Origin of the sequence: Actinoplanes sichuanensis (assembly GCF_033097365.1) — a bacterium.
Taxonomy (GTDB): Bacteria; Actinomycetota; Actinomycetes; order Mycobacteriales; family Micromonosporaceae; genus Actinoplanes; species Actinoplanes sichuanensis.
The window spans coordinates 5410276-5424864 of the sequence record NZ_AP028461.1; the positions used below are offsets into that span (position 1 = coordinate 5410276).

Annotated in this window: 13 protein-coding genes; 9 read left to right on the forward strand and 4 right to left on the reverse strand. The window is 72.0% G+C overall.

The features are described from left to right. The first annotated feature begins 20 nt into the window (after positions 1-20). From Q0Z83_RS24870 to Q0Z83_RS24885, 4 genes are read left to right on the forward strand one after another with little or no spacing between them, the layout of a single operon-like run. Positions 21-1547 (forward strand): FAD-dependent oxidoreductase, encoded by a 1527-nt coding sequence (locus Q0Z83_RS24870; protein ID WP_317796392.1) that lies wholly within the window; start codon positions 21-23, stop codon positions 1545-1547. Next, positions 1544-1930 (forward strand): VOC family protein, encoded by a 387-nt coding sequence (locus Q0Z83_RS24875; RefSeq protein WP_317796394.1) that lies wholly within the window; start codon positions 1544-1546, stop codon positions 1928-1930. The genes Q0Z83_RS24870 and Q0Z83_RS24875 overlap by 4 nt, the downstream gene beginning before the upstream one ends. Beyond that, the gene (locus tag Q0Z83_RS24880; RefSeq protein WP_317796395.1) at positions 1927-2757 is read left to right on the forward strand and encodes a patatin-like phospholipase family protein; all 831 of its coding nucleotides are present in this window, start codon (positions 1927-1929) and stop codon (positions 2755-2757) included. The genes Q0Z83_RS24875 and Q0Z83_RS24880 overlap by 4 nt, the downstream gene beginning before the upstream one ends. Before the next feature lie 9 nt (positions 2758-2766). Beyond that, positions 2767-4233, forward strand: coding sequence for a tetratricopeptide repeat protein (locus Q0Z83_RS24885; protein ID WP_317796396.1), 1467 nt, complete (start codon positions 2767-2769; stop codon positions 4231-4233). On the opposite strand, the gene Q0Z83_RS24890 is transcribed toward Q0Z83_RS24885, so the two are convergent. The 3 genes from Q0Z83_RS24890 to Q0Z83_RS24900 form a co-directional block, all read right to left on the reverse strand. Then, positions 4208-4876: a response regulator gene (locus tag Q0Z83_RS24890; RefSeq protein ID WP_317796397.1), complete on the reverse strand. Its 669-nt coding sequence runs from the start codon at positions 4874-4876 to the stop codon at positions 4208-4210. The genes Q0Z83_RS24885 and Q0Z83_RS24890 overlap by 26 nt on opposite strands. Further along, positions 4873-5976 carry a sensor histidine kinase gene (locus tag Q0Z83_RS24895; RefSeq protein ID WP_317796398.1) on the reverse strand — a complete coding sequence of 368 codons (1104 nt, stop codon included), beginning with the start codon at positions 5974-5976 and terminating at the stop codon, positions 4873-4875. Before Q0Z83_RS24895 ends, Q0Z83_RS24890 begins: the two co-directional genes overlap by 4 nt. 295 nt (positions 5977-6271) lie before the next feature. Further along, positions 6272-6442 carry a hypothetical protein gene (locus tag Q0Z83_RS24900; RefSeq protein WP_317796399.1) on the reverse strand — a complete coding sequence of 57 codons (171 nt, stop codon included), beginning with the start codon at positions 6440-6442 and terminating at the stop codon, positions 6272-6274. 156 nt (positions 6443-6598) lie between these two features. Here Q0Z83_RS24900 and Q0Z83_RS24905 point away from each other — a divergent pair, with 156 nt between their 5' ends. After that, positions 6599-8176 (forward strand): MFS transporter, encoded by a 1578-nt coding sequence (locus Q0Z83_RS24905; RefSeq protein WP_317796400.1) that lies wholly within the window; start codon positions 6599-6601, stop codon positions 8174-8176. Positions 8177-8298: 122 nt separating this feature from the next. Beyond that, entirely contained in the window at positions 8299-11106 is a 2808-nt protein-coding gene (locus Q0Z83_RS24910; protein ID WP_317796401.1) for a S8 family serine peptidase, read from the forward strand. Between the two features lie 48 nt (positions 11107-11154). On the opposite strand, the gene Q0Z83_RS24915 is transcribed toward Q0Z83_RS24910, so the two are convergent. Then, entirely contained in the window at positions 11155-11580 is a 426-nt protein-coding gene (locus Q0Z83_RS24915; RefSeq protein ID WP_317796402.1) for a DUF6188 family protein, read from the reverse strand. A gap of 222 nt (positions 11581-11802) precedes the next feature. Here Q0Z83_RS24915 and Q0Z83_RS24920 point away from each other — a divergent pair, with 222 nt between their 5' ends. The 3 genes from Q0Z83_RS24920 to Q0Z83_RS24930 all read left to right on the forward strand — a co-directional run bounded on the left by Q0Z83_RS24920 (position 11803) and on the right by Q0Z83_RS24930 (position 14573). After that, a complete protein-coding gene (locus Q0Z83_RS24920; protein WP_317796403.1) occupies positions 11803-12723 on the forward strand; it encodes an AEC family transporter in 921 nt (306 codons plus the stop codon). A gap of 108 nt (positions 12724-12831) precedes the next feature. Continuing rightward, positions 12832-13491, forward strand: a complete 660-nt coding sequence (locus tag Q0Z83_RS24925) for a DivIVA domain-containing protein (protein ID WP_317796404.1) — start codon at positions 12832-12834, stop codon at positions 13489-13491. Between the two features lie 32 nt (positions 13492-13523). Beyond that, a complete protein-coding gene (locus Q0Z83_RS24930) occupies positions 13524-14573 on the forward strand; it encodes a hypothetical protein (RefSeq protein WP_317796405.1) in 1050 nt (349 codons plus the stop codon). Positions 14574-14589: the final 16 nt, after the last annotated feature.

Sequence of the window (14589 nt, forward strand, 5' to 3'; positions counted from 1 at the left end):
CATCGGGGTAGCCGACGGCCATGACAGAGCAACCCTGGGTCACCGAGGAATCCTGGTGGATGGAGTCGACATCGAGGACATCCTATCCCCGGCTCGCCGCGGACACCGCGACCGATGTCGTGGTGATCGGCGGCGGCATCGCCGGACTGTCCGCCGCATGGGAGCTGACCGAGGCCGGCCTGCGGGTCGCGCTCGTGGAGTCGGACCGGATCGCGGCCGGCGTCACCGGATACACCACCGCCAAACTGTCCGCCCTGCACACCCTCATCTACAGCGACCTCCGCGACACCCATGGACCAGCGACCGCCGAACTTTATGCACGCTCGCAGCGGCAGGCCATCGACCGAGTCGTCGCCGTCACCGCCCGGCTGGGCATCGACTCCGAACTGGAACGGGTGCCGGCCTTCACCTGGACCGAGTCAATCGACCAGATCGACCGGATCCGGGCCGAAGCCGACGCCGCGGCACAGGCCGGACTCGCCGCCTCGTTCGTCACGGAGACCGGGCTGCCGTTTCCGGTCGCGGGCGCGGTCCGGATCGAGGATCAGGCCCAGTTCCATCCGCGTAAGTACCTGTCGGCGCTGGCCGAGGACCTGGTCCGGCGCGGCGGGATGATCTTCGAACGGACCCGCGCGACCGGGCTCGACGACGGCAACCCCTGCACGGTCACCACCGAGAACGGCCACACGATCACCGCCGAGCAGGTGGTGGTGGCCACCCACTACCCGGTCTTCGACCGGGCGCTGCTCTTCGCCCGTCTGGAACCGCGGCGGGAACTGGTGGTCGCCGCGCCGATCCCGGCCGGCGACGATCTCGGCGGCGTCTACCTGACCCCGGACGACGACACCCGGTCGGTACGCACGGCGCCCTACCGCGACGGGCAGCGCCTGCTGATCGTCACCGGCGAGCACTTCACCCCCGGCGACGACGACGTCACCCAGCGCTGGGAGCGGCTGGCGGCGTGGACTCGGGAGCGGTTCGGGGTGACCGAATTCGCCTATCGATGGGCGGCACAGGACAACACCACCACCGACCGGGTTCCGTTCGTCGGCCGGCTGCACCCGGGCACCCGCAACGTGTACGTGGCGACCGGGTTCGGCGGCTGGGGCATGAGCACCGGCGTGATGTCCGGGCAACTGCTGGCCGCCCGGGTCACCGGCGTCGAACCGGAGTGGAGCGGGCTCTACGACCCACTCCGCCTGCATCCGGTGCGGGAGGCCGTACCTCTGCTGAAGTCGGGGGCCGGAGTGGCCGCGCATTTCGTCGGTGACCGGCTGCGCCCGTCGCACGCCGATTCGGTCGACGACGTCGATCCGGGCACCGGAGCCGTCGTGCGGGTGCGCGGGCGGCAGTGCGCCGTCTACCGCGACGACGACGGCAAGGTCCACGCGGTGTCCGCCCGTTGCACCCACCTGGGCTGCATCGTCCGGTTCAACGACGCCGAGACCGCCTGGGAGTGCCCCTGTCACGGGTCCCGCTTCGGCGTCGACGGCCAGGTGCTGCAGGGGCCGGCCAACCGTCCACTATCGACCGAGGAGGGTCTGTGACCAGCCGATTCACCCAGTGGACGCTGGACGTGCACGATCTCGCGCGGCAGGCCGAGTTCTGGTCGGCGGCGCTCGGCTACACGGTCGACTTCGGCGACGACGGCGACGCCCACCTGTGGCCGCCCGCCGGTGGGCTGAGCGTCTGGCTCCAGCCGACCACCGCGCCCAAGTCCGGCAAGAACCGCAACCATCCCGACCTGGTCGTCGCCGACGGTGACGTGGACGCCGAGGTGGCCCGCCTGCTGGCGCTCGGCGCGACCCCGGTCGACGTGGGTCAGACCGGCGACGAGGGTTTCACCGTGCTGGCCGATCCGGAGGGCAACGAGTTCTGCCTGCTGCACGTTGCCGACCGCGGGCCGGGTCGATACGGTTCGGATTCGTGAGCAGAACTCTCGTTCTCGGCGGTGGCGGCGTCACCGGCATCGCGTGGCATCTCGGTCTGATCTGCGGCCTCCAGCGCGCCGGTGTGCGCCTCGGCGACGCCGACACGATCATCGGCACATCGGCCGGATCGGTCGTCGGCACCCTGCTGGCCGCCGGCGTCGACGTCGAGACCGCGGTGGCCCAGCAGCAGGCGGCGCCGGCCGAGCCGCCCCGCACCGGCTCCGGTCCGGGCCGTGGCGGCGAGTGGCTGACCGCGATGGCGGTGCTGCTCGACCCGTCGGTCCCGGCACGGGAGGCCCGCGCGCGGGTCGGGGCGATGGCCCTGGCCGTGGGGCTGGACGAGAACACCTACCTGACCCGGATGGCCGAGCTCCTTCCGGGCACCGAGTGGCCGGAGCGGGACCTTCGGATCGTCGTGGTCGACGCCGCCGACGGGCGGGACGTGGTGCTCGACTCCGGTTCGGGGGCGACGCTGCTGCAGGCGGTGGCGGCCAGCTGTGCCGTACCCGGTCTGATGCCGCCGGTGACCATCGGCGACCGCCGCTACATCGACGGCGGGGTGCGCCTGGGTGCCGGGGCCGACCTGGCCGCCGGCAGCCAACGTCTCGTCGTGCTCGCCCCGCTGGCGATGCTGGGCCGGGACCGGATCGTCGAGGAGATCGCGTCGACCGGCGCCGGCAAGACCCTGCTCATCGAACCGGACCAGGAGACACTGACCGCGTTCGGCCCGAACTTCATGGACGCGTCCCGCCGCCCGGCGTCGGTGCTGGCCGGACTTCGACAGGGTGCGGCGCTTGCCGACACGGTGCGTTCCGTCTGGTCCTAGACTGCGCCGGTGACGACTCCGGCTGACATGGCGTTCGGGCTGCTCCGCGAGGGCCGCTTCGGCGACGCCGAGACCTTGGTGACCCGCGAGGTCGAGGCGGTCGCCGCCCGACACGGCCACGGCAGCCCGGAATGGGCGTCGGCGCAGTGCGACCTCGGCAACGTGCTGCTCCAGGCCGACCAACTGGGCCGGGCGATCGAGTGTTTCCGGCAGGCGGCCGCGGTCGCGCCGCGTGACCACGAGACGCACAAGGACCGGTTGACCTATCGGCTCAACGTGGGCTTGGCGCTGCGGATGGCCGGGCGGCTCGACGAATCCGAGGCCGAACTGCGCAAGGGCGCCGAGGAGCGGCTGGCGTTCTACGGGCGGGAGCACGCGGGGTACGCGTTCGGCCTGGAACCACTGGCGTCGGTGCTACTGGAACGCGGCGACGTACCCGGCGCCCGGCAGGTCGTCGAGGAGACGGTCGCGAACTTCTGGAACAACGGTCACGAGCGGGTCGCCTCGGCGCTGGCGCTGCGCGCGGCGGTGGTGCTGGCCGGCGACACCGGTGAGCCGCCGTTCGCCGGCCTGGACCGGTTGCCCGACCACATCGTCGAGCAGATCGCCGCCGACGCCGGCCGGCTTCCGATCGAGGACGGCCCGGCCCGCAAGCGGCTGCTGACCGAGCTGGCCGCGGCCATGGAACAGCGTCTCGGCCCGGACCACCAGGGCACCGTGAACGCGCTGTCGACGCTGGCCAACGTGAGCCGCGACATCGGCGACGAGTCCGGCCGGGTCGACACGATCAGCCGGGTGCTGGCCGCCTACGACAGGCAGGGCCGCCAGGAGGAGGCGCTGATGGCGGCACTCGGACTGGCCATGGCGCAGGACGACGCCGGTGACACCGCCGGATCGCTGCGGACGTACGAGTCGGCGCACGAGAGGGCGCGGCGGATCGACCGTCCCGAGGTGTCGAGCCAGGTGCTGCGCAACTGGGGACTCGCGCTGAAGGAGGCCGGGCAGACCGGTCCCGCCGAGCAGCGGATGACCGAGGCCCTGGAGACGGCGCGCCGGGGCGCCGACCACGAGACGGTCGGCCGGGCCGGGGTCGCGCTGGGCCTGTTCCTGCAGCACGAGGGCCGACTCGACGAAGCCCGCGACACCCTCGAGGAGGCGCTGGCCGTGATGGACCCGGTGCACCGGGACGCCATCGTCGGCCGGAGTCATCTCGGTGCCGTGTTGGACGGCCGTACCTGCGGGTGCGGCGACATGCCGGAGACGATCGCCGCCGCGTTCCGCGAGTTCGTGCTCACCCGACTGCCGGCCGACCTGCTGGACCATCTGGACGTGGCGATCGTCGACGGCGACTTCAAGATCGACGTGCATCTGCGGCGGGAGCCGACCGAGGCCGAGATCAACCGGCTCAACGAGGTGTTCGGCACCGCCCAGGCCGAGTTCCGGCACCGGCTCAGTGACTCCCGGTACGCGGGCTGAGCAGCCCCGACTCGTAGGCGAAGACGACCAGTTGGGCCCGGTCACGGGCGTGGAGTTTGGTCATCGCCCGGTTCACGTGGGTCTTGGCCGTCAGTGGGCTGATCACCATGCGGGTGGCGATCTCGCCGTTGGACAGGCCGCGCGCGACCAGCACGACCGCCTCCCGCTCGCGGTTGGTCAGCTCGGCCACGAACCGGTTCGCCCCGCCGCCGGGTGGCTCGTTCACGTAGTGGCTGATCAGTCTCCGGGTGATCGACGGGGCTAGCAGCGCGTCACCGCGGGCGGCCACCCGTACCGAATGCAGGAAGTCGTCGGGGGTGATGTCCTTGACCAGAAAGCCCGCCGCGCCCGCCCGCAACGCCTGGAAGACGTGTTCGTCGTCGCCGTAGTTGGTGAGGATCACCACCCGGACCCCGGCGAGGGCCGGGTCCGCGGCGATCCGCCGGGTGGTCTCGATGCCGTCCATCACCGGCATCTGGATGTCGACGAGCGCCAGGTCCGGCCGGTGCATGCGGGCCAGGTCGACACCTTGTCTCCCGTCGGCCGCCTCGGCGACCACGGTGATGTCGTCCTCGGCCTCCAGCAGCGCCCGGAACCCGCTGCGCAGCAGTGGCTGGTCGTCGACGAGCAGTACCCGGATCAACGGACCGGCTCCAGCGGCAGCTCGGCCTGAACGGTGAAGCCGCCCTCTCGGCGCGGCTCGGCCCGCAACCGGCCACCGAGCGCCGTCACCCGTTCCCGCATGCCCTGCAGGCCGACTCCGGGCACCGGAGTCACACCCGGTTTCGCGGTGCCGTCGTCGTCGACCCGGATGGCCAGTGCGTCCGGCCGGTAGTCGATGTGGACGGTCGCGGTCGACGCGGCGCCGTGGCGGGCCGTGTTGGTCAGTGACTCCTGCACGATCCGGTACGCCGTCCGCCCCACCGCGTCGGGCACGTCGGCCCGCTCCCCGGCGATCGTCAATTCGGTCCGCAGCCCGATGCCCTCCGCCCCGGCCAGCAGCTCCGCCAGATGATCGAGCCCGTGCGCCGGCGGATCACCGGCCTGCCGCAACGTCGCCAGCGTGGCCCGCAACTCACCTGTCGCGGCCCGGCCCGCCGCCTGGATCGCCAGCAGCGAGTCCGGCACCTGCTCGCCCCGCTTGCGTGCCAGGTGCACCGCCACCTCGGACTGCACCTTGATGATCGAGATCTGGTGGGTGAGCGAATCGTGCAACTCCCGGGCGATGTGCAGCCGTTCCTGGGTGGCCCGCAGCCGGGCGGTCTCCTCCCGGGTCCGTTCCGCCTCGTCAGCGCGCCGCTCGGCCTGCCGCAGCGCCTCCCCGGCGAATCCCGCGGCGACCACCCAGGCCAGCTCCAGCACCCCACGGGCCTGCGCGAACGCCTCCTTGACGGCCTGCTCGGCGGGCGACGCCAGGATCGCCACCGGCAGCGCGATCAGCAGCAGCGCGGCCGCCGCGAACGTCACCCTCCGGCGCCCGGCCCGGAATCCGCCGTAGACGGCGACCAGGAACGCGAGCGCCGGCACCGGGAACCCCACCGCCGTGTATCCGACGACGCACAACCCGGTGACGGCCAGTACCGCGCCCGGCGCCCTCCGCAGCGCGACCAGGGCCAGCCCGCTCGCCACCACCAGTGCGAACCCGAGAACGTCCAGATCGGACGGCGGGTGCCGCTGGGCGAGGGCGGCGGCCACCAGGGCACCGGTCACCCCGAGCGCGATCAACCAGTTCGCCGTCCGCATAGGCGCACTTTAACGCCCGCGAGAGGAGAGAAAACTACCGCAAATGCAGTACCGACCCGGTGATCGTACGATCGGAGAAGCCCTCGACCGCACCATGACCGCCCCGCCCGCGCCGCGCGACCATCCGCCCGGTCAAGGCCGCGACGCGGCCGCCGGGCTGGTTGCCCGCTCACCACCCGAACACCCGGCGCAACGCCGCGAACTGCCGTTTCGTCAGGAACGGCCGACCAGATCGACGCGGTCGGCGTTGCCCTTGATCAGCCACGCCCCGAGCTCGCCCGCGGTGACCCGGCGATCAGTCATGCTCATCGGGCGCACGGACGGTGGTGACCGGCGTGCTCGCGCCGCCGTGCGACGGCGTGTCCGCGGTCGGCTCGGCGTCCACCGGCATGTCCTCCGTCTCGTCGGCCCCGGTGACGTGCTGATCGGTGCTCGCGCCCGCAACGGTGCCCGGCTTCTCGTCCACGACTGCCCCTTCCACTCGGAACCGCTGGGATACCCGCCCAGCTCCCCGCGAACCCTCACTGCGGCCCGCCGGAACCCCATCCGCACGGCCGGCGACGGCCGTACCGCCGGAGGATCTGACGGTAGGGGAACGCCTGCCCGGGGTAGCCCTCCTCGGGTGAGTGTCGAATCGTCGGCGTGGGCGCCGTTGCGGGTGGCGGCGTTCCGGAGTCTGTGGCTCGCCCTGCTGGCGAGCAACATCGGGACCTGGATGCAGACCGTCGGCGCGCAGTGGCTGCTCGTCGAGAAATCCGGGACGGACACCCTGGTCGCGGTCGTGCAGACGGCCAGCACCCTGCCGATCGTGCTGCTGGCGCTGCCGGCCGGCGCGCTGGCCGACATCTTCGACCGGCGGCGGCTGCTGATCGCGGTCCAGGTGTTCCTGACCGGAGTCGGCGCGCTGCTCACCACTCTGACCGTATTCGATCACATGCCGCCGACCTTGCTGCTGACCCTGACGTTCGTGCTCGGCGCCGGGCAGGCGGTGACCGCTCCGGCCTGGCAGTCGGTGATCCCGGAGCTGGTTCCGCGCCCGCAGCTGGCGTCGGCGTCGGCGCTGGGCGCGATCAGCATGAACCTGGCCCGCGCGGTCGGCCCGGCGATCGCCGGCCTGCTGATCGCCCGGGCCGGAACGGGCGTCGTGTTCGGCCTGAACACCCTGTCGTTTGCCGTGTTCGCACTGGTCCTGTGGCGCTGGCGGCCGGGGCCGGGCAGCGGGCCGGGCGTGCCGGAGCGGTTCGCCGCCGCGGTCCGGGCGGGTGGCCGATATGTGCGGCACTCTCCGGTGGTCCGGCGGATCCTGCTGCGAGCCGGCCTGTTCCTGATCCCGGGCAGCGCACTGTGGGCGCTGCTGCCACTGGTCGCGAGCCGCGGTCTGGGTCTGGGTTCGGGCGGCTACGGTGTGCTGCTCGGCGCGGTCGGGGTGGGCGCGGTGGCCGGGGCTCTGCTACTGCCCCGGCTGCGGTCGCGCTGGTCGCTGAACCGATTGCTGCTGATCGCGAGTGTGCTGTTCGCCGGGATCCTGGCGGTGCTGGCGACCAGCCATGTGCCGGCCGTCGTGGTGGTGGTGCTACTGCCGGCCGGAGTGGCCTGGGTGATGGTGCTGTCCAGCGTGAACGCGGCCATGCAGTTGTTCCTGCCGAACTGGGTCCGGGCCCGTGGTCTGGCCATCTATCAGATCGTGTTCGCCGGGGCGCAGGCGGCGGGCGCACTGGCCTGGGGTGTGCTGTCGGACGTGGCCGGCCTGGCCACCGCCCATCTGACGGCGGTGGTGATGATGCTGGCCGGTGCGGTGACGTTGCGCTGGTGGCCGCTGCGGGACACCGCCGGTCTGGACCGGGACCCGGCCGTCTACTGGCCGGAGCCGCACCTCGAGCTGGATCCCGACGGTCACGACGGCCCGGTGGTGGTGATCGCGAGCTATCCGGTGAGCCCCGACCGGGAGGAGGCCTTCGCCGAGGCCATGGAGGGGGTACGCCGTAGCCGTATGCGTACCGGCGCGGTCCGCTGGGGCCTGTTCCACGACGGCGAACGGACCGGCCGGATGGTCGAGGTGTACGTGGTGCCCACCTGGGACGAGCACCTGCGCCAGCACACCGGCCGCCTGACCGGCGCCGACCGGGACACCGAGGAACGGGCGCTGGCGCTGGCCGACGGCCCGGCCGAGGTGACCCACCTGCTGTCGGCGCGCGGCTGACCCGCGTCGGAGATCTGTCCACCATCGACGGAGACCGATAGAGTCCCTGACATTGAGATTTACTGATCTCTATGGGGGACTGAGAATTGAACATCTTCAGTCAAGGAAACCTCCGCCGCTCGGTGACGGTCCTCGCGATCGGGGCGACCGTCGTGGGCATCACCGCACCGGGGGCATCCGCCAAAGCACCGGACGGCCCGGCCGAGCGGGCCTACCAGCAGATCGCCGCACTCCAGGACATCAAGAAGTCACTGACCCCGGCCGAACGCAAACTGGACAGCCGCCTCGCCATCGAGCTGCGCAAACGCACGAACCAGGCGACCACCAGCGCCCTGCCCGCGCTGGGCACCGGGGTGCCGGTCAGCAAGTCCGGCACCACTGAGGTCGAGATCCACGCCGACAAGGTCGGTGACGAGTTGCTCGACCGGTTGCGCGACGCGGGCGCCGGCATCCGCTTCCCCTCTCCGGCGACCGGAACCGTGCTGGTCGAGGCGCCACTGACCGCGCTGCCGACGATCGCCGAGTGGAAGGACGTCACCAGCGTCAGCCTCAAGTCGGGCGCGATCACCGCACGGATGACCGATCCGAACGTCAAGCCGAAGACCGAGTCCAAGGTCGACAAGACGGCCCGGATCGAGTCGGCACTGCGCGCGGCGCAGGCGACGGCCCCGAAGAGCGCGGCGGTCACCGTCAGCCAGGGTTCGGTGGTCTCCGAGGGCGATCGTACGCACGCCGCCGACACCGCCCGGACCAGATTCAAGGTCACCGGAACCGGCGTGAAGGTCTGCGCCCTCTCCGACGGGGTCGACTCGCTCGCCGACTCGCAGGCCGGCGGAGACCTGCCCGCCGACGTCGACGTGCTGCCCGGCCAGGAGGGCAGCGGCGACGAGGGCACCGCGATGCTGGAGATCATCCACGACCTCGCGCCGAACGCGAAGCTCGGTTACGCCACCGCGTTCACCAGCGAGGCCAGCTTCGCCGAGAACATCCGGGCGCTGCGCTTCGACGCCGCCTGCGACATCATCGTCGACGACATCATCTACTTCCACGAGAGCCCGTTCCAGGACGGCGTCATCGCGCAGGCGGTCAACGCGGTGACCGCCGACGGGGCCTACTACTTCAGCTCGGCCGGCAACGAGGGCAACGTCATCGACGGCACCGCCGGCAACTGGGAGGGCGACTTCGTCGACTCCGGCCGGGGCATCGGCAAGTTCGCCGGTGACGCCCACGACTTCGACCCCGGCGCCGGAGTGCAGGAGTTCAACCCGCTGTCGCCGGGCAGCGCCGGTCGGGTCGTCACGCTGTGGTGGGCCGACGCGCTGGCGGCCTCGGGCAACGACTACGACCTGTACCTGATCAACTCGCTGGGCAACGTCACCTCGTTCTCCCAGGACGTGCAGGACGGCGACGACGACCCGTGGGAGATCCTGCAGGCCGCCAACAGCACCGGGCAGCGGCTGGCCGTCGTCAAGTTCGCCGGCGCCGACCGCTACCTGCAACTGTCCGCGTTCCGCGGCCGGTTCAAGGACACGCCGGACGGGACGCTCAAGGGCTTCTCCACGCCCGGCATCACCCGCGGGCACAGCGCCGCCGTCGACGCGTTCTCGGTGGCCGCGGCCCCGGCCAAGGACCCGCTGCCGTTCGACCTGGAGACCGGTGACCCGGCCAACCCGGCCGGCCCGTACCCGAACGTGTTCATCCGGCAGACGCTGCCCGAACGGTTCACCTCGGACGGCCCGCGGCGGGTGTTCTTCAACGCCGACGGCACCGCCATCACCCCCGGGAACTTCTCCTCGACCGGCGGCTTCGTCCGGGCGAAGCCGCAGATCACCGCGGCCGACGGGGTGGCCACGTCGGTGCCCGACTTCCAGCCCTTCTTCGGTACCTCGGCGGCCGCTCCGCACGCCGCCGCGATCGCCGCGCTCACCCTCTCCGGCAACCCGGGCCTATCCGGCGCCGAGATCCGGGCCGCCCTCACCGGCACCGCCCTCGACCTCACCCCGGCCGGCGCCGACAACCGCACCGGTAGCGGCGTGATCCGCGCCGACCTGGTGCTGCGCAACACCGGCGCCACCCCGCAGCCGCTGGTCCAGGCGGGCACCCCGACGGTCACCCCGACGACCGGGGACGGCGATGCCTTCCTCGAGCCGGGCGAGCAGGCCACCGTCACCCTTCCGGCGAACAACGTCGGCGACGGTACGGCCACCGGCGTCAGCGTCGTGGTGGACTCCGACAGTCCGCTCGCGACCGTCACGCCGCGCGCCCGCTCGTACGGCAACATCGCCGCCGGCGCCTCCAAGACCAGGGACTACACCCTGAAACTGGCGGCCGGGTACCCGCTCGGACGTCCGGTCGGCCTGAACGTGCGGGCCACCTTCGCCGGCACGCTCTCCCCCACCACCGGCACCGTGACGGTGGCGACCGGACAGCCGTCGTCGACGGTGCAGAACTTCGCCTACGCCGGCGCGCCCCTGCCGATTCCGGACAACGACCCGACCGGCGTCAGCGCCACCGTGGCCGTGACCGGCGTCGGGTACGCGTCGTCGCTGACCTTCTCCATCGACGGCACCGAGTGCAGCACCACGACCGGAGCGACGACCGTGGGTGTCGACCACACCTTCGTCGGCGACCTGGTCGGCACACTGACCGCACCCGACGGGCGCCGGGCGACGCTGTTCTCCCGGACCGGTGGAGGCGGCAACAACCTGTGCCAGGTGGTGTTCGACGACACCGCCGCGACACCGTTCTCGTCGGCCCTGTCGACGAACGCGCCGTTCACCGGAACCTGGAAGCCGAACGACCCGCTGGGTTCGCTGCGGCTCTCCGCCGCCGACGGCACGTGGACCCTGCACGTCGCCGACCGGGTGGGCTCCGACATCGGCTCCATCCGGGCGTTCGCCCTGCACCTGACCGGTTACGAACCGGCCTGAGAAACAACCGGCCGGGGCGCGTCGCGACGCGCCCCGGCCGGTCCCCACTCACGCCGCGGCGTCTCCCCACACCGCCAGCTCACCGTGGGCCAGACAAACGATCAGGTAGCCGTCCGGGCCGGTCACCGCCCAGGACTCGGCGTCCGCGTCGGCGTCGACCACCAGGGTCGCCCCACTGGTGAAGGTGATCTCCAGTTCACCGGTCTCCCGGCTCCGGGCCGTCCGCACCACGTCACTGAGCAGCGTCGCGACCGCGTCCGACGGGTCGTCCCCGGGTTCCACATCGGCCGGTCCACCCGGCCCGTCCAGGTGCGCGACCGCCTCGATCAGCACCTGGCAGCCACCGGCGAACCCCAGCACGACGGCGTGCCCCAGCCACACGTACTCCAACTTCCGCCCGGCCAGCAGGTCGAGCGTCCGCCCCTGACGCGGACGCCAACCAGCGCCGTTGTCGGCCACCATTACCGGCACCACGACCCACTCCGATCCGCCCGTCGGACAACTGACGGCAGGACCGTAGCCAACGCTTTCCTAAAAAGACCTTAAATCCAGACACCGACCGGGTAGCGGCACGACGCGGCTCCTTCGGGCCGATGTCGATCTCCCGCTCGACCGGCGGCATACCCGGACGGGCGGATCAACGAACCGGTCACAGTCGTTACGTGCCGGGCCGGGGCGGCGGGGAGGATCGACCGCATGGCGGGGGTGCTCAGCGGGTTCACGACGGTGTGGGCGCTCGCCGCCCTCGGCTATCTGCTGGCCCGGGGCCGGGTGCTCGGCGAGCACGCGCCGCAGGTGCTGGCCCGGCTGGTGTTCTCGGTGGCGGCGCCCGCTCTGCTGTTCGTCACGTTGAGCCACACCAGCCTGGACCGGATCCTCACCGGGGCGCTGCTGGCGTTCGTCGGGTCCACGGTTCTGGTGGCGGCGGTCTACGTGCTGGTCGCGCGACTGGTGTGGAAGCGGGGTGTCGGCGCCACCACGATCGGGGCGCTCGGCGCGTCGTACGTCAACGCCGGCAACATGGGGCTCGCGGTCGCCGCCTACGTGCTCGGGGACGTCTCGCTGGTCGTACCCGTGCTGATTTTTCAGGTCCTGCTCGCCGGACCGTTCGCGCTGACCGTTCTTGATCTCGCGTCCGGTCAGGGCCGACCGTCGCTGCGCCGTCTGGCGCTGCTGCCGGCCCGCAATCCACTGATGATCGCGTCCGGGGCCGGGGTCGCCGTGGCCGCCTCGGGCTGGACGCCGCCGACACTGCTTCTGGAACCGTTGTCCCTGGTCGGGGCGGCCGCGGTGCCCGCCGCGCTGCTCGCCTTCGGGATGTCGCTGCCCGGCGCGCGGCCGTTGCGACCCGGGCCGGACGCCTCGGACCGCTATCTCGCGGTGACGTTGAAGATCGTGGTGCAGCCGCTGCTGGCGTACCTGATCGGCCGGTTGATCGGCCTGGACCGGCCGGAATCGTTCGCGGCGGTGGTGACCTCGGCGCTGCCGGCCGCACAGAACGTGTTCGTGTTCGCGCTGCGCTACCGGCAGTCGGAGTCGCTGGCCCGGGACGTGGTGATGCTTTCCACCCTGGCGTCCGCTCTGGCCATGATCGTCGCGGCGCTGTTCCTGACCTGACCTAGATCTGTCTTTAGGTAATGGTGAAGACACGCCACGCAGCGGTAGAGGACGGACGCGGAACGGCGTAACGTGTGCGCACTCGCGACGGCGTTTCTAGGGAGAAACATGCCGCTCACCCCTGCTGACGTTCACAATGTCTCCTTCACCAAACCCGGCCGTGGTGGTTACGTCGAGGAGGAGGTCGACGCGTTCCTGGACGAGGTGGAACGCGAACTCGCCCGGCTGATGGCGGAGAATTCGGCCCTCAAGGGCCGGGTCCGCGGTGGCGCCGCCCCCGACGACGACTACGAGGCCGACGTCGACTACGACGAGATCCGGGAGCTGGCCGCCCGGCTGCGGATGCTGGAGCAGGCCCGGGACCGGGCCGAACAGCACGCCCGGGAGCTGGCCGCGCAGGTGGAACAGGCCCGGCGGGCGGAGATCGCGCCCGCCGACGACGGCCGTCACCTGCGGGTGCTGGCGATGGCGCAACGTACCGCCGACGAGCATCTCAACGACGCGCGCCGCGAGTCGGACGAGATCATCGCGACCGCCCGGGACAAGGCCGAGCAGCTGGCCGCCGAGGCCCGGGCGCGGGCGGCCGACATCGAGGGTGACGCCCGGCGGCGGCATGCCGAGGCGATGGACGGGATCGCCGGTCGCCGGGCCGCGCTGATCGACGAGGTGGAGCAGCTCAGCGGCCTGGCCACGCACTACCGGCAGGCGTTGAGCCGGCATGTCGACCATCAGCTGGAGGGCACCGAGGGCACCCCGCGCCTGGGTTAAGCCGGGGCGGCCCGGGGACCGATATTGATCAGGTGAGCCCGGGATCGTTCCTGCTGCGCCGCCGGCGCTGGGTGGCGGGGCTGCTCGCCGCGCTGATCGGCCTGATCGCCCAGCCGCGGCCGGAGGACCTGCTGGCCTTCGCCGACCTGGGGCGCAAGGTGCTGGCGGGCCGGCTCGACGAGGTGTATGCGGGCGCGTTCACCCAGGCCGGGCCGCTGCAACTGGTGCTCAGCCGGTGGCTGCTGATCGGCGGCGAGGCCGCCATGCCGGCGGCGGTGGTGCGGATCGTGGTGGATGTGGCGCTCACGCTCGGCGCGATGGCCGCCTGCCGGGGCCGGCCGGTCCGCGAATGCGTGGTCGCGGTGCTGGCGCTGCTGTGGCTGCTCGGGCCGACCCCGTGGGCCGGGCACCCGGTCGAGGTCGCGATACCGATCCTCTGGTGCTGTGCCATGGTGTTGCAGCGGGACGGCCGGTGGGTCGTCGCCGCGACGCTGCTCGGCGCGTCGGTGCTGATCGCTCCGATCGCGGTTCTGGGGTTCCCGTGTCTGCTGGCGGTGGCCGGCCCGGTGCGGGCCGCCCGGACGGCGCTGATGGCGGCCGGGATCGCGCTGTCGGGTTTTCTGCCGTTCGTGGTGAGCGGCGAGTTCGGGATGTTCGGGCACGTGTGGCCGGTGAACCCGGGCACGCTGCCGTATCTGCTCGGCCTGCGTGCGGCGACCTGGACGGCGCGGCTGATGCAGGCGGTGGTGGTGTCCGGCGGGTGCGCGCTGGCCGCGGTCCTGCTGCGCGGGCGGCCGGTGGCGGTCGCCGCGGCGCCGCTGGTGGCGGCCCTGCTGCGCCTGGCGACCGATCCGATCATGTTCGACTACTACTGGCTGCCCGCGTCGGTGGGTTCGGTGCTGCTGGTGGCGCTGCTGCCGGACGATCTGCGGCCGGCGTGGCAGGTCTCGGCGGTGGTGCTCGGTTACCTGACGATGCTGGCGGCGACGACCGATCAGGGTGCGATCGGCGCCGCGGCGATGCTGGCCGGCTACCTGGCACTGGCGGTGTCGGTGCGGCCCCGGCGGGCCACCTACGTGTGATCACCGGCCACAAAGT

Excerpts from the sequence above, each read along its gene's own strand:
- Q0Z83_RS24925 (WP_317796404.1), top strand. The coding sequence starts at position 12,832 with ATGCCGCTCACCCCTGCTGACGTTCACAATGTCTCCTTCACCAAACCC.
- Q0Z83_RS24895 (WP_317796398.1), bottom strand. The coding sequence starts at position 5,976 with ATGCGGACGGCGAACTGGTTGATCGCGCTCGGGGTGACCGGTGCCCTG.
- Q0Z83_RS24920 (WP_317796403.1), top strand. The coding sequence starts at position 11,803 with ATGGCGGGGGTGCTCAGCGGGTTCACGACGGTGTGGGCGCTCGCCGCC.
- Q0Z83_RS24870 (WP_317796392.1), top strand. The coding sequence starts at position 21 with ATGACAGAGCAACCCTGGGTCACCGAGGAATCCTGGTGGATGGAGTCG.